General features: G+C 25.6%; 22 protein-coding genes and 1 riboswitch. Of the genes, 7 read left to right on the forward strand and 15 right to left on the reverse strand.

Going from position 1 to position 19,314, the window contains the following annotated elements:
• Positions 1–182 precede the first annotated feature (182 nt).
• Together ACZ91P_RS15365 and ACZ91P_RS15370 are read left to right on the forward strand one after the other, a co-directional pair.
• On the forward strand, positions 183–389 hold the full coding sequence (locus ACZ91P_RS15365; RefSeq protein ID WP_465159023.1) for a UPF0236 family transposase-like protein: 207 nt from the start codon (positions 183–185) through the stop codon (positions 387–389).
• On the forward strand, positions 373–636 hold the full coding sequence (locus ACZ91P_RS15370) for a hypothetical protein (RefSeq protein ID WP_465157191.1): 264 nt from the start codon (positions 373–375) through the stop codon (positions 634–636). The genes ACZ91P_RS15365 and ACZ91P_RS15370 overlap by 17 nt, the downstream gene beginning before the upstream one ends.
• 452 nt (positions 637–1,088) lie before the next feature.
• Here the strand turns inward: ACZ91P_RS15370 and ACZ91P_RS15375 are convergent, their stop codons facing one another.
• The 15 genes from ACZ91P_RS15375 to ACZ91P_RS15445 all read right to left on the reverse strand — a co-directional run bounded on the left by ACZ91P_RS15375 (position 1,089) and on the right by ACZ91P_RS15445 (position 10,226).
• Entirely contained in the window at positions 1,089–1,331 is a 243-nt protein-coding gene (locus ACZ91P_RS15375) for a hypothetical protein (RefSeq protein WP_465157192.1), read from the reverse strand.
• A 65-nt stretch (positions 1,332–1,396) separates the two neighbouring features.
• Entirely contained in the window at positions 1,397–1,546 is a 150-nt protein-coding gene (locus ACZ91P_RS15380) for a hypothetical protein (protein WP_465157193.1), read from the reverse strand.
• Positions 1,547–1,709: 163 nt separating this feature from the next.
• On the reverse strand, positions 1,710–1,883 hold the full coding sequence (locus ACZ91P_RS15385) for a hypothetical protein (protein ID WP_465157194.1): 174 nt from the start codon (positions 1,881–1,883) through the stop codon (positions 1,710–1,712).
• 95 nt (positions 1,884–1,978) lie between these two features.
• The gene (locus tag ACZ91P_RS15390; RefSeq protein WP_465157195.1) at positions 1,979–2,623 is read right to left on the reverse strand and encodes a hypothetical protein; all 645 of its coding nucleotides are present in this window, start codon (positions 2,621–2,623) and stop codon (positions 1,979–1,981) included.
• A complete protein-coding gene (locus ACZ91P_RS15395) occupies positions 2,517–3,041 on the reverse strand; it encodes a hypothetical protein (RefSeq protein WP_465157196.1) in 525 nt (174 codons plus the stop codon). Before ACZ91P_RS15395 ends, ACZ91P_RS15390 begins: the two co-directional genes overlap by 107 nt.
• 162 nt (positions 3,042–3,203) lie before the next feature.
• Complete coding sequence (locus ACZ91P_RS15400; RefSeq protein WP_465157197.1) at positions 3,204–3,482, reverse strand: hypothetical protein; 279 nt, start codon at positions 3,480–3,482, stop codon at positions 3,204–3,206.
• Between the two features lie 182 nt (positions 3,483–3,664).
• Positions 3,665–3,820, reverse strand: a complete 156-nt coding sequence (locus ACZ91P_RS15405; protein ID WP_465157198.1) for a hypothetical protein — start codon at positions 3,818–3,820, stop codon at positions 3,665–3,667.
• A 614-nt stretch (positions 3,821–4,434) separates the two neighbouring features.
• Positions 4,435–4,557 carry a R3H domain-containing nucleic acid-binding protein gene (locus ACZ91P_RS15410; protein ID WP_465157199.1) on the reverse strand — a complete coding sequence of 41 codons (123 nt, stop codon included), beginning with the start codon at positions 4,555–4,557 and terminating at the stop codon, positions 4,435–4,437.
• The gene (locus ACZ91P_RS15415) at positions 4,550–4,822 is read right to left on the reverse strand and encodes a hypothetical protein (protein ID WP_465157200.1); all 273 of its coding nucleotides are present in this window, start codon (positions 4,820–4,822) and stop codon (positions 4,550–4,552) included. The genes ACZ91P_RS15410 and ACZ91P_RS15415 overlap by 8 nt, the downstream gene beginning before the upstream one ends.
• 379 nt (positions 4,823–5,201) lie before the next feature.
• Entirely contained in the window at positions 5,202–6,170 is a 969-nt protein-coding gene (gene yidC, locus ACZ91P_RS15420) for a membrane protein insertase YidC (RefSeq protein WP_465157201.1), read from the reverse strand.
• 147 nt (positions 6,171–6,317) lie between these two features.
• Positions 6,318–6,644, reverse strand: coding sequence for a ribonuclease P protein component (gene rnpA, locus ACZ91P_RS15425; RefSeq protein ID WP_465157202.1), 327 nt, complete (start codon positions 6,642–6,644; stop codon positions 6,318–6,320).
• Between the two features lie 30 nt (positions 6,645–6,674).
• Positions 6,675–6,809, reverse strand: coding sequence for a 50S ribosomal protein L34 (rpmH, locus tag ACZ91P_RS15430; RefSeq protein ID WP_465157203.1), 135 nt, complete (start codon positions 6,807–6,809; stop codon positions 6,675–6,677).
• Positions 6,810–6,963: 154 nt separating this feature from the next.
• Positions 6,964–8,409, reverse strand: coding sequence for an IMP dehydrogenase (gene guaB / locus ACZ91P_RS15435; RefSeq protein ID WP_465157204.1), 1,446 nt, complete (start codon positions 8,407–8,409; stop codon positions 6,964–6,966).
• Between the two features lie 86 nt (positions 8,410–8,495).
• Positions 8,496–8,593, reverse strand: a riboswitch (purine riboswitch).
• 297 nt (positions 8,594–8,890) lie between these two features.
• Positions 8,891–9,313, reverse strand: coding sequence for a hypothetical protein (locus tag ACZ91P_RS15440; protein WP_465157205.1), 423 nt, complete (start codon positions 9,311–9,313; stop codon positions 8,891–8,893).
• A 595-nt stretch (positions 9,314–9,908) separates the two neighbouring features.
• The gene (locus tag ACZ91P_RS15445; RefSeq protein ID WP_465157206.1) at positions 9,909–10,226 is read right to left on the reverse strand and encodes a hypothetical protein; all 318 of its coding nucleotides are present in this window, start codon (positions 10,224–10,226) and stop codon (positions 9,909–9,911) included.
• A 556-nt stretch (positions 10,227–10,782) separates the two neighbouring features.
• On the opposite strand from ACZ91P_RS15445, the gene dnaA reads away from it, so the two are divergent.
• The 5 genes from dnaA (at position 10,783) to serS (ending at position 19,271) form a co-directional block, all read left to right on the forward strand.
• Positions 10,783–12,135 (forward strand): chromosomal replication initiator protein DnaA, encoded by a 1,353-nt coding sequence (gene dnaA, locus ACZ91P_RS15450; RefSeq protein ID WP_465157207.1) that lies wholly within the window; start codon positions 10,783–10,785, stop codon positions 12,133–12,135.
• 168 nt (positions 12,136–12,303) lie between these two features.
• A complete protein-coding gene (dnaN, locus tag ACZ91P_RS15455) occupies positions 12,304–13,425 on the forward strand; it encodes a DNA polymerase III subunit beta (protein WP_465157208.1) in 1,122 nt (373 codons plus the stop codon).
• Positions 13,426–13,593: 168 nt separating this feature from the next.
• Positions 13,594–15,513, forward strand: coding sequence for a DNA topoisomerase (ATP-hydrolyzing) subunit B (gyrB, locus tag ACZ91P_RS15460; RefSeq protein ID WP_465157209.1), 1,920 nt, complete (start codon positions 13,594–13,596; stop codon positions 15,511–15,513).
• Between the two features lie 12 nt (positions 15,514–15,525).
• Positions 15,526–17,985: a DNA gyrase subunit A gene (gene gyrA / locus ACZ91P_RS15465; protein WP_465157210.1), complete on the forward strand. Its 2,460-nt coding sequence runs from the start codon at positions 15,526–15,528 to the stop codon at positions 17,983–17,985.
• Positions 17,986–17,999: 14 nt separating this feature from the next.
• The gene (serS, locus tag ACZ91P_RS15470) at positions 18,000–19,271 is read left to right on the forward strand and encodes a serine--tRNA ligase (protein WP_465157211.1); all 1,272 of its coding nucleotides are present in this window, start codon (positions 18,000–18,002) and stop codon (positions 19,269–19,271) included.
• Positions 19,272–19,314 lie beyond the last annotated feature (43 nt).

Raw genomic sequence — 19,314 nt, forward strand, 5'->3', positions numbered from 1 at the left:
TTCATTATTTTTGTGCTAAAGTCCTAAACTATAGAAAAGAGGGTATAAAAATGATAAATGTTGATAACAATTTTTAAAAGAATTTTATTAATTTATTAAATATACAAAGTATTGAAATTATTCAACAAAGTTTAGAAGATTGTGATGAATGAATTTTTAAAAATTATAAAATTGATGAAACTTTAAAAGAATTTAAAAATTATAAAGTAAAAGAAATAAAACCAAGAAAATTAACTATTTTAAATGGGAAAATAACTTTTAAAAGAAGAAAATATTATAAAATTAATCAAGAAACAGGTAAAGAAGAATATATTTTTCCTTTGGATAAACTTTTAGGAATTAAAAAATGACAAAGAATAGATAGTTCTGTTAATGTGAAATGAAAATAAAAAGGGGAAAGAAAAAAAAAAAAAAAAACATAGTATATTTTCAACTGTTCATACTGGTTTTGATAAAACAAAATCAACTAAAAAAAGACCTGTAATTGCAAATAAATTAGGAGTTATAGAACTAGATAATATTCCAGAATATATTAAAAAAAATAGTAAATTAATTAATTTTGTTAGTAAATTACTTACATTAATTACAAGTTATTATGATATTAATGACAATATTGAATTTATGGTAAGAAAATAGAATTAATTATTCAGTTAATAATTTTGTAAATAATAATTTACAACCAAACTTATATTTTTATTAATTTTATCTAATAAATTAAATAACTTTAATAAACATGTATTTTTGTCGTGGAAAAATTTAAAAAATGTTAAAATATTATTGACAATAAAATTAAAAGTAATATAATTTAGATAAATAAGTGGTATTTTTATTCCACAATTTCTAAAATATTAATTAAAACCCTTAAATAATACATACAGCCATCTTTTATTTGATATTCACTAACATTAGGAGTTCAATCAGTAATATCTATAATTTCTCAATCACTACTTTTAATTTGATAATGTTCATTAATATATTTTGTAGTTGGTAATGTGTCATCAGTTATTTTTAATTCTGATGTTGTGCTTTTTTAATAATTTCAAAGTTAGCAGTTATATCATTATTTTTAAATGAAGAGTCTCAAATTTCTAATTCACCTGTTTTTTTGTTTGAGTAGGCATTAATTTAATTTTAATTTGTCTTGTTCTCATATAATTATTAGATTTTCAAACTTTATTAGTTTTATCATAAAAAATAGTATCATTATCAAAGGGAACATTTATTTTATTATTGTTATTTTTAACAATAGTTTTATTGTCAATCTTAGTTTTTTCTTTCTCTATTAAAGCATCAACTTCTAATTGAGTATAGTATGCTTCTAAATCTATCATTGTTTAATCAATACCTTCTTCTTGAAAAGTACGAAACATTTTTTTAAAGTTGTTAAATTAGCCAATTATTTTGCATAGGTAGGCAATAGACCTTGTCATGTTGCCATAGGGTCATTTTGTGAAGAATAATTAATATCACCAACACTCATATTTGCTGAAGTAAAAAACTCAATTGGAATACGGTTAAATGTTCAATGTTCAATCGTAATAAACACAATATTAATACAAATTTTCTTTAATAATGGGTCTTTAAATGTTTCAAATTTTAGTTTTGAAAATGGATAGTTTAAGTAAGAATTAATTATATTTTGGGCTCTGCTGTAATTTCTGAGGTTAATTTATCGTATATTTGATTTACAGCAAAATCAGTTGCTGTTTCTACGCCAAATGAGATAAATGTTGCAGCAAAATTAGATAATCCTGCCCCCAATCCAATCCAATAGCAGATGCCAAACCACCAGTTAAAACTGATAAACCAAGGGCTAAAACTTGAATTCCTAAAAATTCTAATAATTGTAAACCAAAACTTTTTTCTTGTTGTTGGATTGACAATCTAGTTGGAATTTTTTTAACAGCATAAATAAGGGCTGTTTTTTATGTTCCAATTGGCATATCTATCAAACAAAATAGTACTATTTTTAGTACTATTAAAAATTTTTAATTTTAATATCAATTGGTTTTGTTTGTCCAGTAGCGTTGTTTTTACCTTGAATTTGAACTTCAACAGTTTTATCATTTGTAATATTAATTGGTCAGTTTTCACCTTTACTTTCAATAAAGTAATCAAAATCACTTTCAGTTAAAGAACTATCTACTGTTTTTTCTGCTTTTAAAACAACATTTTTAAATTGTGGTTTTAACTGTTCTGGTGTTGCTTTTGTTGAGTCTGCTTGTAAAATAAGCGGGTCATATTTTTTGCTAAATTTAAAGTCAATTGCATTAACTCCATTTGGTAATAATTCAATTGTTCCTTCTGAACCATCTTTATTAATAATTGGTAATTTTTTAGAAACCATATAATATGTTGTTCCTTCTGCAGTTTTCATTGCTCCACTTGTTGCAATTACGCTATTTATTTGGTCGTTTGCTCCAAGTTGTAACTGTAATTTATTACGAATTCCACGAATAAAATCAGCCGAACCCAATACAACTTTTTCTGATGGGGTAAAACCATTTTCATATATTTTATCCATAATTTCATCGTGGATTTGTAATGCATTTGTATCATCTGCTTTTTGCCCTTGAATAGTTGTATTTGGAGCGAGTTCTCGGTACTTTTTTAATAATTTCAAATTTTTCAACTCTAATACAATAAAAATATTTTTTTGTTACCTTATTTAAAGTATTTCAAATACTACCAGTTACTCTAATTTCGTCGTCTTTTCTTAATTTTAAAAAAGTTGATAATAAATTCGGTTCATATATTGATAAAGTAGTATAATTCATTCCGGATCAACTACATCCTGCAGAACCCGCATCAATTTCTACACCACCAGCTGTTTTGGCTACAATCATAGTTTTTATAGGATCAGAATGAATTTTAATATCAATTATTATTTTATTTATTCATTCTCGTTTTTTCTCTACAATTTCTTTTTTTGTCACATTCTTTTTAATCGTAGAGCTAACAGCATTTTTTGTAATAGTTGTTTTCTTTTTAGTCACTGGTTTATTTTTTTTATTAACTAAATTGCTTTGAACTCTTGGCATTTTTATTTGACTCCTTTTTTAGAAAATATTGTAAATGTTTTCAAGCATCTAATTCATGTTCTGATATTTTTATATTTCCTTTATAATTTAATTTTATTGTACCTGTAACATTTGGTTCTTGTAGAATAATAGGTCAATTAAATTTATATTTTAAAAGAGCTTTTAAACCGCCAATACATAGCGGAGTTGATAAAACATTTTTAATTTTAAAATTGGCCGAATTTGGAAATTTTCAATTATAACTAATACATTTTTTAATTCTAAAATTTTATTAATTCAATTATAAATATTTTCAACTGCGTTTTCATCTAACTTTGATTCAATAGTAATATGTTGATAAATATATTTTTGTTTAACATCATAAACTATAACGCCAGTTTTACCAATTCCAGCAGGATCAATAACAATTATATAATTAAATATTATTTTTTCTTTTCTCATGACGTTACTATTTTTGCAATATTACTTTCTTTTTGTTGCTCTATTTTTTCTAAAATATAATTATAAAAATGCATTTCTTTACGAATAATATTAATTTACTCATGATGAATTTGATATTCATTAAGTTGTATTAAAGTAGCTTGAATAGTTTTAACTTTCATTTTAATTTTATTTAATAAATCTTACATATTAGACTCTTTTTCTAGGTCATTTATTTGCCGTGAATATGCCGACTGATTACCTCTTGCTTGTTTTTGAATAAGTTCTTTTAATTCAGAACCTAAAATATGACAAGTAATAATTTTTTTATTATTTTTAAAAATAAACTCTTCATACAATTGATTTGAATAAATACCTAATCTTACCTGATTAGGAAATTTACCTGGTCAAATTAATTTTTTTGGCTGTAATCAGCTCGCACCATAAATTTTGGCGAAACGCAGTTTCTACAATTAAAAGTATCAAATTTTACATCTTGTATATAATTTTTATTCATATAAACATATACAAGTTTTTGTCTATATTTAATTTTAAAAACCTCCAGTCTGTTGTTAATAAAGTGTTTTTAAACATGTTAGATAACATGTTATTGAACACATTATTTAACTAATTATTTAACTTGTTTATTAACTTGTTTATTAACATGTTGGTGTTAGTAGAAAAAAGCATACTAAAAAAAACATTTGTTAACTTTTTTGTTAATTTAACAAATTTAATTAAAAGTTTAATAAACAAACTTGTTTTTAACAAATAAAAACGGATTTTCCCTTTTTGGAAAAACCCGTATCTTTTTTACTCGCCCAATTTTTTATAAACTTGACTAATATTTTAGACTGTGTACCTATCCACATAAGTTCAGTTTTCTAAAATCTATCTTTTTTTCTCATAAACTTCCTACATTTGTAGGAAACATTTGATATTTTACAAAAATTTGTTTATTATTTAAAAATAATTATTTTTTATAATTATACTTAAGAACAATTTGGCGAGTATTTTCCGAGCCAATTGACTTTGAAATTACTTCTGGAAATTTTAGAACATTACTATGAACTAATTTTCGTTGCTCTTTATTCATAACAGGGCAATAATTGATCTTTTTTTGATGATAAAACTCTATTAACAACACTTTGTACAGCTTCTAATAACATTAATTTATCATAATTAAAAATAATAATAAATTTAAAATCATTTTGAAATTTACGACTAATATATGTATGTAATAATGTTTCTAGAATAAAAACAAAATCAAAAATATTAATATTTATTTTAAAACCTCTAATATTTAATGTAATTAAAAATTGTTTATTAGAATATGAAAAAGACATCTCATAATCTTTCATTAATAAGATATCTTTAATAATACTACCTAAATGTTCTTTACAAAAAGAAATAATATCATTAATTTCAAAAAAGGTTACTTCTAGTCGCTGAAAAAATCATTTTGTTGATAATTCAGTTTTATAAAAGAAGTTTTTATTTGAATTATTTAAAAATTCTCTAATTTTTTTTGCGACTTAAATTTTTTTATGAAAATCATTAATCTTTTTTTTTTTTTTTTTCTTACTATGTAAAGAAAATTTAGATTTTTTAGGTTTTGATTTAACCCGATTATAAGAAATTTTATCGGCATTATTTGTTTTTACTTGTTTTGTTTTTGTAATTTCAACATTTTCAATATTATTAGTTGTTTTTAAATGTTGTTTTCTAACAAATAAATGTTTAATTCTTTGTCCAAACAATTCTTTTTTTTTTTTTTTTTTTTCTTCGTTTCTTAACTCGTAAGAAATTAAATCCTAATGTTTGTAAAATTTGAATAAAGGCTGAGAAAATTCAATAAATAGCAACCCCAGATGCAATTGAAATTGTAACTACAAAGAAGACAACAATCATTACTCCTTGCATAATAAATTGCCGTTTACGTGCTTTTTTCTGTTCCTTTGTAATAACTCTTGTTTTACGAAGATTTAAAATAGTTGGTAAAATCATTGAAAGAATTTGAATAGGCAAATATACAAATAATAAAGCTAAATAAACATAATTTCCACTAGTAATCATATCTCATGGCTTTTCAATTAAAGAAATTTGCCCAATTGTCGCCATTTTTAATTCTCGTGTTGCTCTAACAACAGTATACATCGCAATTAAAAACGGAATTGATAAAAAAGACGAACCAATTGTGGATAATGGTGAAACTCCTTCTTTGCGATACAACTGCATCATTTCCATTTGTTGCTTTTGTTTTGCCGCTGGATCTTTTGAACCCTTATATTTGGCCTGAATTTCTGCTTGTTTAATTTGCATTAATTGCATTTTGTCTTGATTTCGTTGTGCTTTTCAACTAAACATTAAAGTAATTAAACGCACAATTAATGAAGTTAAGAATAATGCGCCAATAATTCCTGCACCATTATCTAATCCACCAAAACCATAAATTAAATTAACTAAAATTCAAGCAACAGGAAACACAAAACAGCCATAAAATGGTGAAGATGTTTTAACAAAAGCATCAGATCATGTTCTAATTGCTAAATATGGATATTCATATAGTTGTCCATTTTCAAAATGAAAAAAATGTTCTTTCCCAACATTAGCGTATCCTAAAATAATTTCAAAGAAAACTCCTGGTTTATATACTTTCTGACCAGAAACATCTAAAATTTGGGCAGTCCCATATTTTGGAACCATCATTTGCCCACAACCTCATAACATTGATATAATTAAAAAAATATACAGGACTAATTTTGTTCATTTCCAGGCAATTGAATATCAAGGTTTTCGTGTTCTTTTCCCATCGGAGAAAATATAATCACGATAGTTCACTATTTCGCCTCCTTTTTACATTTTGATTTGATTTAATAAAATTTCTTTATTAATTAAATAACTATTGTTAAAATATGATTTTCGAACAATAATGATTTGATCATAACCTTCTGTTGCTGAAAAATCAAAATTTAACATACTTCGAATTTGTCTTTTTACTTTATTTCTAACAACGGCATTTCCTAATTTTTTACCAACAGATATTCCAAAACGATGATAATTAAGATCATTTCTTTTAAAATAAATAAAATAAGGGTTAGTTTTAATAAAAGAACGATGATTTATTATTTTTTGAAATTCATAATTTTTTTTAACAATAAATTTTTTTTCACATTTCGACACAAATAGAAAATAAAGTATTTTACCAGTATTTTAAGCTGATAATACTTTTCTTCCTTTCGCTCTTCTTTTACTTAAAACTTTACGGCCTGAAGCTGATTCCATTCTTACTCGAAAACCATGTGTTCTTTTATGTTTAATTTTACTTGGTTGTCACGTTCTTTTCATTACTAGCACCTCCTTATGATATAAATTATTAAGACATCATATAAATAGTATCTTAATTAATAAAAAATATCAATTAAAATAATATTTTTTTAAAAATAAAAATGGAGATTGATATGCTTTCTCATCTCCATTTATCTTTTTGCTTATAATAATATTATTTTGTGTAATTTGGTGGTTCTTTGGTAATTGCAATATCATGTGGATGTGATTCTTTTAAACCATTATTTGAAATTTCCACAAACTGAGCTGTTTTTTGCAACATTAGAATATTTTTTGCACCACAATAACCAAAACCGCTCCGTACACCACCAATAAATTGAAATAAAATATCACTTAATTTACCCTTTAATAAAACTCGTCCTTCAACTCCTTCTGAAACTAATTTACGATTTTTATTTTGAAAATAACGATCAGCACTACCTTTTTTCATAGCAGCTAATGAACCCATTCCCATATATGTTTTATATTTTTTACCTTCAACAATCATTTCTTCACCAGGTGCTTCAAATGTTGATGCAAAAACTGAACCCATCATTACTGCATTAGCACCAGCTGCAAGTGCTTTAACAACATCCCCAGAATATTTAATTCCACCATCAGCAATGACCGGAATTTCTTTTCCTTTACAAACCTCATAAACATCATTAATGGCTGTCATTTGAGGAACTCCAACTCCAGCAACAACTCTTGTTGTACAAATACTTCCTGGTCCGACACCAACTTTAATTGCATTAGCACCAGCTGCAATTAAATCTAAAGCTCCTTGAGCAGTAACAACATTCCCAGCAATTAAATTAATCGTCGGAAAAGCTTTTTTAATTTTTTTAACCATATTAATAATACCTTGACTATGACCATGCGCTGAGTCAACAACAATTACATCAACCCCAACGACAACAAGTTTTTCAACACGTAATAATGTATTTTCTTCAATTCCAACGGCTGCACCTACTCGTAATCGTCCTTGTTCATCTTTACAAGCATTAGGATATTCGTCACGATTATTAATATCTTTAATGGTAATTAACCCAATTAACACATTTTTTTCATTAACGATTGGTAATTTTTCAATACGATTATTTAACAAAATATCTTTTGCTTGTTCTAAATCAATATTTTCATGAGTTATAATTAAGTTTTTTACAGTCATAAATTTATCCACAGAAGCAGTTAAATCATGACATGCTCTAATATCCCGATTTGTAATTATTCCCAATAATCTATTTTCTTCATCAACAATTGGTAAACCAGAAATACGATACTGAGCCATAATATTTTCAGCATCCTGAACTGTCATTGTTGGTTTTAATGTTATCGGATTAATAATAAAACCTGATTCGTTACGTTTAACTTTTTCAACTTCTGCTGCTTGTTTATCAATTGATAAATTTTTATGAATAATTCCAATTCCACCCTCACGAGCAATTGCGATTGCCAATTTTGATTCAGTAACAGTATCCATTGCTGAAGATATAAAAGGAATATTTAATTCAATATTTTTTGTTAGTTTAGTTCTTAAGTCAATCTGATATGGTAAAATATCTGATTTTTGTGGAACTAATAGTAGATCATTAAAGGTATAAGATTTTTTAATTTGCATGTTTGTTCCTCCAAAATATTTAATACAAAAAATTTAATAAAAAAAACATGACCATTAAAACCAATTAACAAACAGTCTTAACAAATTAAAAATAAATTAAGACCTATAGTATTTAATTTAAGGTTAACTGTAGAGACACTAGACCATATTTCTAGTATATATAGTATTATTGTAAGTATTAAATTGTATTAATTATAACAAAAAAAGTAAAATAGACCAATAAAATTTACATTTAAATTGTAAAAACTATACCTATGTATCTACCCATATAAGTTCACTTTTTTAAAGTTTATCTTATTTTCTCATAAACTTCGTGCATTTATAGGAGACATTTGATATTTTACAAAAATTCGTTCATTATTATATCAATTAATGTACAAATCCACTTTTTAAACAAAATTAAAGTTACTAAAACTATATTTTAAATTATATAAACATTTCCTAAAATCATTTAAATTTATCAATTAGTACTGCATATTAACTACATAAAATTCTTAAACAATATGTTTAAAAGTTCATTATCAAATAAATAATTTGAATTTAAAATATAATCTTCAGTAGCAATGCTATCTTCACTTATTAACGGAGTAGGAATACGGTCAATAGTTCCCAAAGCACTTTGAAAAAATGGCATATTTTCACGCATCATATTTATAAAACTTGGAATAAATATAGAACCAAAAACATAAGTGCTTATTAAAAAAGCACCAAATATACCTTCTTTTTTAAACAAAGAACTATATAAATCATTCCCATTTATACTTAATTCTTGCCCGATTCTTACATTATTTTCTCATATATCGGGGTCTCTAATTATATATTCAGTTTTAAATGGATTTTCATTTGGTCTAATTCCTGAAATTGAAATACAATGTCCCATTCCTTTACTATTAAATGTTCCCATTATAACAGGAGTACTAAAATAAAGCGAAGTTCATACTAACATTTGAAATAATATCATTCTTTTTTTTTTTTTTTTTTATCATTAAATAAATTATGAAAGAAAAAATTATGAAAGAAAAAATAAGAATATCTACCTACTAAACTTTTACTAACTTCAGGATCATCTTTTAAAAATTTATAAATAGCATAAATGTTTAATCCATTTTTAGTAATATCATTGATTTTATACTTTTCTTAAAAAATTAAAAAGTTCACTTTGTGATAAAGAAACATTAGGATTTTTTGCAATATTATTAATTAATAGATTCTCTAATACTGCTAAAGTACAAAAACTAGAATGTATTTGAGAATTTATTGGTGTAGGCATTGTTGTTTTTTTAAAATCAATTTCTTTTGTTTTTCAATCATCTTGATGAACATTTTTATATTGAATAATGGGTTGTTTTTTTCTATCCTGAAATAAAGAAAAATGAACTACTGTTGGAATTTTCCCTTTTCATAAAGGAGGAACAAATGGTAAAACTACTGCATTATTTTCTTGAATATCAGTTACATAAATTTGATTGAAGTCAAATCTAGGATTTAGTTGTGATATTCTATATAATAATAATTTCGGGAGTATTATCCGATAACTGTCCTAAATAAGTGTTAGTACTAACACTTGAAAAAGGAATTGGTGTTGAAACTTGCTCTGACTCATCAATATCCATTTTATTTTCCTCTTGATTAGTCTCTCTTGCTAAAACAAAATTATAATGATTATAGTTAATATAGTAAATATATATATGATTAATTTCATTTTGATTTTGATTTTCTAAATAAAAAAGTTCGTTATTCCTCATAATATTAGTGTTTAACATATTAGTTATTGCTTCAATTTCAATAGATCCTGTCCAAGTACCTATTAGCCTCATATTATTCAAATAATTTTCAATTAATTATTCCTCTGATAAATTATCTAATCCTAATACTCTTACTTCAGCTAAAATTGTGCTACTAAATGTTGCACGATTTTCACCACGAAATCTATATAAGTTAGAATTTATGCAATCAACAACACGATTACAAAAAACAGTTTCTACTAAATGAATAGTTATCCTGTTATTATATAAATTATGCCCACTACCATGATTTGTTAATTTAAATTTACTAAATAAATTTTGAACATATGATAAATTATTTAAATTTTCTTCACCAAATAATTGGATAAATCTTGTTCGGAATGCTTCATTAATAAATATTATTGTAAAACTTTATCACTTTCCACAATAAAAAACAATTTACACCATAAAATGTTAATAATGTGGAAAACAATAAAAATAATCAATAAAAACAATGCTTTTAAAGATAATATAAAAAATATTTAATGTGGAAAACTATTAATTTTTATTAATTTTGATCATTTTTAAATACTTTTCCACATTTTTTATTTATAATTAATAACGATAAAAACTATCGGAGATGAAATTAATGAACACAAAAGAATTATGGATTGAAGTTAAAGAAATATTATCTCGTGATGAATCAGTTTCCCCAGAAATTTACAACTACTATATTAGTGACACAAACTTATATACTGTATCTGATAATAACTGCTTAATTACAACAAAATCAGAAATTGCAATTGGTGTTTTTGAAGCAGGATTAAATGAAAAAATTAAAAATATCTTAAAAAAACTGACTGGAATCCAATATAATATTTCTTTTGAATTAGAAAAAAATATTAATAAGCAAGCATCTGTAATTAGTAAAATTGATACATTAACAGAAAACAATAACATTGTTTATTATGAAAATTATACTTTTGAAAATTTTGTTCGTGGAGATTCTAATCATGAAGCAATGCAAGCAGCTTTAGCAGTTGCTCTAGATCTTGGGAAAAAATGAAATCCATTATTCATATATGGAGACTCTGGACTAGGAAAAACACATTTATTACATGCAATTGAAAATAAGGTAAATGAAATTTATAAAACAAATAACCGAGTAAAATATTTAAAAGCTGATGAGTTTGGGAAAATTGCTATGGATATTTTAAATCAAGGACATGAAATTATTGAAGCTTTTAAAACATCTTATGATATTTACGACTGTTTATTAATTGATGACATACAATTATTAGCAAAACGTAATAAAACAAATGAATTATTTTTTCATATTTTTAACTCATATATTGAAAAAAATAAACAAATTGTAATTACTTCTGATAAATATCCTGATGATCTAGGTGGTTTTGAATCTAGAATTATTTCTCGTTTTTCATATGGTTTAAGTATTGGTTTAGATTCACCAGATTTTGAAACAGCTCTTAAAATATTAGAACAAAAACTAAAACATCAAAATAACTTAGGATTATTTTCAGAAGAATCACTAGAATTTATTGCTTTAAATTTTAACAGTGATGTTAGAAAGTTAGAAGGAGCAATTAAGCGATTATTATTTTTAGCTGTTATGAACAAAAAACCAAATGAAATTATTACATTAGCTGATGTTGAAAAAGCATTTAAAAATGCTCCTCTGCAAAACAATGAAAAAATTACCCCTAAAAAAATTAAACAAATTGTTGCTGATAATTATAATATTACTTTCAAAGCAATGATGAGTAAATCACGAGTTAGCAATGTAATGCAAGCACGACAATTAGCAATGTATTTTTGTCGAACATTATTAGATGAACCATTTACAAGAATTGGAACTGAGTTTGGTGGTAAAGACCACACAACTGTTATGAATAGTGTTAAAAAAGTTGAAGCACATATTAGCACAAACAAAGAATTTAAACATTTAGTAAATGCAATTCGTAGAAAAATTGAAGGAAAATAGCACAATGTTTTCCACACTTGTTTTTAAATAAAAAATAATAATATTTAAAACTTTATCAATTTTTCCACATTTTCTACATTATAATACTAATAAATAAAAAACAATGTTTTAACAATAGTATATAATTATTTATATATTACAGAATATACTAAAGTAAGGAGTAACAAAATGATTGTAAAGATTAAAAGAGATAAAATATTAGATGAATTATTGAAAGTAAGTCGAATAATTTCTCAAAAGACTTTAATTCCTTCACTACTAGGAATTTTAATTGAAGTTAAAAAAGACAAAATTACTTTCACTACTTCTGATGGTTATACATCAATTAAATCAGAAATTATGAGCAATGATTTAAGTATTACTCGAATTGGAAGTGTCTTAATTAAAAATAAATTTATTGTTGAAGTTATTCGTAAAATTGAAGATGAATTTATTACCTTGGAAGTAGTTGAGGGTAATTTAATTAAAATCAAAGCAAGTAATTTTGATTCAGTTTTAAATACATTAAACTCAGCAGATTATCCACATTTATCATTTGAAACAGAGGGTAAAGAAATAAATTTTACAAGTATAGTATTAAAAGAAATTATTTCACAAACAAGTTTTGCAATTGGAGAAAAAGAAAAAAGAATAGTTTTTAATGGTTTAAATATTAAAACAGATCAAAATAATAAAGAATTAATAATTACTGCCACTGATTCATTTCGATTATCATGTAAAAAGATTGCTTATAGTAATAATTATAATTTTGATGTTATTATTCCTGGAAAATTTATTAATGAAATTGGCCGTTTAATTTCAGAAAATGGCCAAGAAATTAAAATGAAAATTACTGATAAGTCAGTTAGTATTATTATTAATAATAATACAATTGTTCAAACAAAAATTATTGAAGGAAAATATCCTGATACAAGTAAAGTTATTCCAACTTCCTTTAATACTTCATTAACAATCAATAATCGTGAACTAATTAAAATTATTGAGCGAGCTAGTGTTTTGTCAAATGAGGCGATGACAACAATTGTTACATTAAAAATAAAAGAACAAAAAGTTTTAGTTATTTCATTTACGCAAGAAATTGGTAACACAGAAGAAGAAATTAAAGATTTTAAAGTTGAAGGAGCAGACCAAACAATTGCTTTTAATTCAAAGTATATTTTGGATGCTTTAAAAGCCTTTAAAACAAAAGAAATTACAATTAAAATGATTGATGAAACAAAACCATTAATTATTACTGCTAATGATGATCCAACATTACAACAATTAGTTTTGCCAATTCGATCATATTAAAAACTCATTATTGAGTTTTTTTATTTTATAACTTTTTTATAGGGTTAAATTAGACACTAAAAATATAAAAATATTTTTTAGAATATTTAAAAATATATTTGATAATTTAGCCCTAAAATTAGGTAGTAATGGTAAAATAAAAGAAAGCAGAAAAGGAGAGAATTATTTATGGGTGATAATTATAATTCAGAATCAATTCAAATTTTAGAAGGTTTAGAATCAGTTCGAAAACGACCAGGAATGTATATTGGGGCGACAAATGCTAGAGGCTTACATCATTTAGTTTGAGAAATTGTTGATAACTCAATTGATGAAGTTTTAGCTAATTTTGCTAATAAAATTAAAATTATCATTAATAAAGATGAATCAATTACAGTTGTTGACAATGGCCGTGGAATTCCAATTGAAATTCACCCAAAAACAAAAGTTTCAACATTAGAAACTGTTTTTACTATTTTACATGCAGGAGGAAAATTTGATTCAAATACATATAAAATTTCTGGTGGCTTACATGGAGTAGGAGCTAGTGTTGTTAATGCTTTAAGTAAATATTTAAAAGTTGAAGTTAAAAAAAATAATAAAAAATATGTAATGGAGTTTCATAATGGTGGTCAAATTTTAACACCAATTAAAGAAGTTGGTTCAACTTCAGAAACTGGAACAACAGTAACTTTTTTACCAGATGAAAAGATTTTTAAAGAAATAACAATTTTTAGTTTTTCAACAATTCAAAATCGAATTAAACAATTAGCTTTTTTAAATAAAGGATTAGAAATATCATTAGTTGATTTACGAGAAGATGATGAAGAAAAAATGGTTGTTTATCAATTTAATAATGGAATTAAAAATTATGTTTTAGAATTAAATAAAACAATTGGTACGCCATTAAACGATGTTTTTTATGTTGAAGGAATAGAAGATAATATTGTTGTTGAATTTGGGTTACAATATAATAACAATTATTCAGAAAATATTTTTTCTTTTTGTAATAACATTAATACCCATGAGGGTGGAACCCACGAAGAAGGTATTAAATTAGCCATTGTTCGTGAAATAAATAATTATTTTAAAAATATTAATAAAAATAATAAAGGTAATGAAGATAAATTTACTTGAGATGACATTAAAGAAGGAATGACAACAATAATTTCTATTCGTCATCCGGATCCGCAATATGAAGGTCAAACTAAAACAAAGTTAGGAAATAGTGAAGTTAAAAAAAATGTTTCTAATATTGTTGGAAAAGGATTAAGTAGTTATTTGTTAGAAAATCCAGAAGATGCAAAAAAAATTATTGAAAAAATAAGTTTATCATTAAAAGCAAGAATTGCTGCACAACGTGCAAAAGAAACAACACGTCGTAAGACCGTAATGGATAGTTTTTCATTACCAGGTAAATTAGCAGATTGTGAAACAAAAGATGCTAAAATAGCTGAACTTTATATTGTTGAAGGGGATTCTGCTGGTGGCAGTGCTAAATCTGGTCGAAATCGAAAATTTCAAGCAATTTTACCATTACGAGGAAAAATTTTAAATGTTGAAAAAGCAAAACAAATTAAAATATTTGAAAATAATGAAATTAATTCAATTATTACCGCATTAGGAGCAGGTATTAAAGATAATTTTAATGATAAAAAATTACGTTATCAAAAGGTAATTATTATGACTGATGCTGATGTTGATGGTGCACATATTCGAATTTTATTATTGACATTTTTTTATCGTTATATGAAAGATTTGATTGAAAATGGCAATATTTATATTGCTCAACCACCACTATACAAAATTCAAAATGGTAATCAGATTCAATATGCTTATAGTGATAATGAATTAGAACTTTATAAAGAAGAATTATTAAAACAAAATAAAAATTATACAATTCAACGTTATAAAGGATTAGGAGAAATGAATCCAGAACAATTATGAGAAACAACAATGGATCCAGAACGGCGTTTATTATTGAAAGTTTCTGTTAATAATGCATTTGAAGCAAATTTAATTTGTAATGAATTAATGGGTGAAAATGTTGAACCACGAAAAAAATTTATTCGTGAAAATGCAAAATATGTTAAAAATTTAGATGTCTAGAAGGGAGATATAATGATGAAATCAGAAAATGATGGATATGATTATGATGGTAAAATTCGTGATATTGATATTGCTGATGAAATGAAAAATGGCTTTTTAGATTATGCAATGTCAGTTATTATTTCACGTGCAATTCCTGATGTTCGTGACGGATTAAAACCAGTTCATCGCCGTATTATTTATGCAATGTGAGATTTAAAAATGACTTACGATAAACAACATAAGAAATCAGCTCGAATTGTTGGTGAAGTAATCGGGAAATATCATCCCCATGGTGATACTGCTGTTTATGAAGCAATGGTTCGGATGGCACAAGATTTTTCTTATCGTTATCCTTTAATTGATGGGCATGGAAATTTTGGTTCAATGGATGGTGATGCTCCAGCGGCAATGCGATATACGGAAGCAAAAATGAGTAAAATTGCTGGTGAACTAATCAAAGATATTGAAAAAGAAACAACAATTTTTATTGACAATTATGATGGCAGTGAAGAAGAACCGACTTTTTTACCAGGATATTTTCCAAATTTATTAGTTAATGGAGCTAGTGGAATTGCTGTTGGAATGGCAACTAATATTCCACCTCATAATTTGAATGAAGTAATTGATGGTGTTATTGCGGTAACAAAAAATTCTGAAATAACAACTGTTGAATTAATGAAAATTATTAAAGGACCTGATTTTCCAACGGGAGCATTAATTACGGCTGGAAACGGCTTAATTAAAGCTTATGAAACAGGAAATGGAGCAATTACAATTCGTTCAAAAATTGATATTGAAGAAAATAATAATAAAAGACGAATTATTGTGTCAGAGATTCCATATCAAATTAATAAAGCAAAATTGTTGGAACGAATTGCAGAATTAATTCGCGACAAAATTATTAATGGAATTAGTGATCTTCGTGATGAATCAAACATGGAGGGGGTTCGTATTGTTTTAGAATTAAAACGTGATGCTCAAGAAAATGTTATTTTAAATAAGTTATATAAATTAACACCACTTCAAACTAATTTTTCGTTAAATATTTTAGCATTATACAAAAACCAACCAAGAGTAATGGGTTTAAAACAAATTTTAAAATATTTTATTGAACATCAAATTGATATTATTATTAAACGTAGTCAGTTTGAATTAAAGAAAAATCGTAATCGTTTAATCATTTTAGAAGGATTAAAAATTGCGCTTGATAATATTGATGAAGTAATTACAATTATTAAACAATCACAAACAACACAGATTGCATCAAATGCTTTAATTAATAAATTTAATTTGGTAGTTGAACAAGCACGAGCAATTTTAGAAATGCGCTTACAAAGATTAACTGGATTAGAAATTGAAAAAATTATTAATGAAATTAAAGATATTAAAGTAGCAATAACTGAATTAGAAGAGATTATTAATAATAGTGAAAAACAAATTGACATTATGATTACGAAATTAACAGAAATCAAGAAAAAATATGGTGATGAGCGGCGTAGTCACATTATTAAGGAAGAGTTAACAGAAATTGATCCAGAAGAATTAATTCGCCGGGAAGACATTTTAATTATGTTAACACAAGATGGTTATGTTAAACGAGTAGCTGATGATACTTTTAAATTACAAAATCGTGGTGGAAAAGGGATTATTGGTTTAGCAAATATTGAAGATAGTTTAAAGAAAATTATTAGTGCTAATAGTATTGACTCATTATTAATTTTTTCAAATTTTGGAAAAGTGTATAAATTACGAGCTTATCAAATTGAAACATATTCACGACATGCACGGGGGTTACCAATTATTAATTTAATCGCAATTGATAAAACAGAAAGCATTCAAACAATTATTGCTATAGATGAGTCAATTTCAACAGAGGATAATTTATTTTTTGTGACAAAAAAAGGTCTTATTAAAAAAACAAAGATAAGTGAATTTAATCAAATTCGTCAAACAGGAAAAGTAGCAATTGAGTTAAAAGATAATGATGAATTAGTAAGCGTGATTATTACAAAAGGACATGATGATGTTATTATTGGAAATAATATTGGAAAAGTAATTCGATTTAATGAAGAAGAAATTAGACCAATGACACGACAATCAGTAGGGGTTAAAGGAATTGCTAACGATGCTGTTGGAGAAACCATTGGGGTGAGTTCAGGACGGTGACGGTATGCGAAATATGTTTTATCAGTAACTGAAAATGGTTATGCGAAAAAAACAGCAATTGAAGATTATCGTTTGATAGGACGAAATACTAAGGGTGTTAAGTCAATGAACTTAACAGATAAAACAGGATATTTAAAATTTGTTCAAGCTGTAAGTGGTGATGAAGATATTTTAGTAGGAACAAAAAAAGGAAATATTATTCGTGTTTCGCTAAAACAAATTCCATTATTTGGCCGAACAACATCGGGTGTTAAAATTATGCGATTAGAACAGGATGATAAATTAGAAGTTATTGAAATTTTAAAAAAGAAAATTAACATTTAAGGAGAAAAATAAAAATGTTAGATCAGAAAAAAAATTTTGAAAATTTTGACGAAATAATGAAGAAATTAAATCGCCGTCATGATGATTTTTCATATTTACAAGATATTAAAAAATTATTAGTTCAACGTCGCGAATTAATTGTTAAATCAGAAAAATTAAAAGAAAAACGAAATCTTGAATCAAAAAAAGTTGGAACTTTAATAGTAGAAAAAAAAGACCAAGAAGTACAAACAATTAAAGAATTAATTAATACTATTAAACAAGAAATGGAAGTAATTGATGAACAACTAAATAAAGTTGAAGAAAAAATTAAAGCAATTTTAGAAGTTACGCCTAACGTTCCAGATGATTCAGTTCCTAGTGGGAAAGATGAAAACGATAATGTGGAAATTCGTAAATGAGGTAAAATTTCAAATCATAAGAAAGTAAAAGAACATTGAGAAGTAGCGACAGTATTAGACTTAATTGATTTTGATCGGGGAACTAAAATATCAGGTTCACGTTTTGTAGTATATAAAGGAATGGGAGCTAAATTAGAACGTGCTTTAATGAACTTTATGTTAGATGAACATGCAAAACGAGGTTATATTGAAATTGAACCACCAATTTTAGTACAACCACAAATTATGTATGGGACAGGAAACTTGCCAAAATTTAAAGAGGATTTATATTATATTGAAAAAGATAATTTATATTTAATTCCAACTGCAGAAGTACCAGTAACTAATTTATACCGTGAAGAAATTTTGGGGGAAGATCAGTTACCAATTTATCATACTGCTTATACACCATGTTTTCGTCAGGAAGCTGGTTCTGCTGGGCGTGATACAAAAGGAATTATTCGTTTACACCAGTTTAAAAAGGTTGAAATGGTTAAATTTACTACCGAAGAAGCTTCATTTGAAGAATTAGAAAAAATGGTATTAGATGCAGAAAATATTCTTCGATTATTGGAAATTCCATACCGTGTAATCTTGTTGTGTTCAGGTGATATGGGATTTTCTTCAACAAAAACATATGATGTAGAAGTATGAATGCCTGGTCAGAATAAATATCGGGAAATTTCGTCTTGTTCAAATTGTCTTGATTTTCAAGCACGTCGGATGAAATTACGTTATCGTGATGATAATAATGAAATAAAATATGTTCATACTTTAAATGGATCAGGTTTAGCAATTGATCGTTTAATTGCTGCCATTTTAGAAAATTATCAAAATGAAGATGGGACTATTATAATTCCCAAAAAATTGCAACCTTATTTTCAAGGTCAAACTGTTATTGTTTAAAATGTTTCACGTGAAACATTGCGGTTTTTAATAAAAAGGATAC

It is taken from the genome of Spiroplasma endosymbiont of Halictus nicosiae (assembly GCF_978018445.1).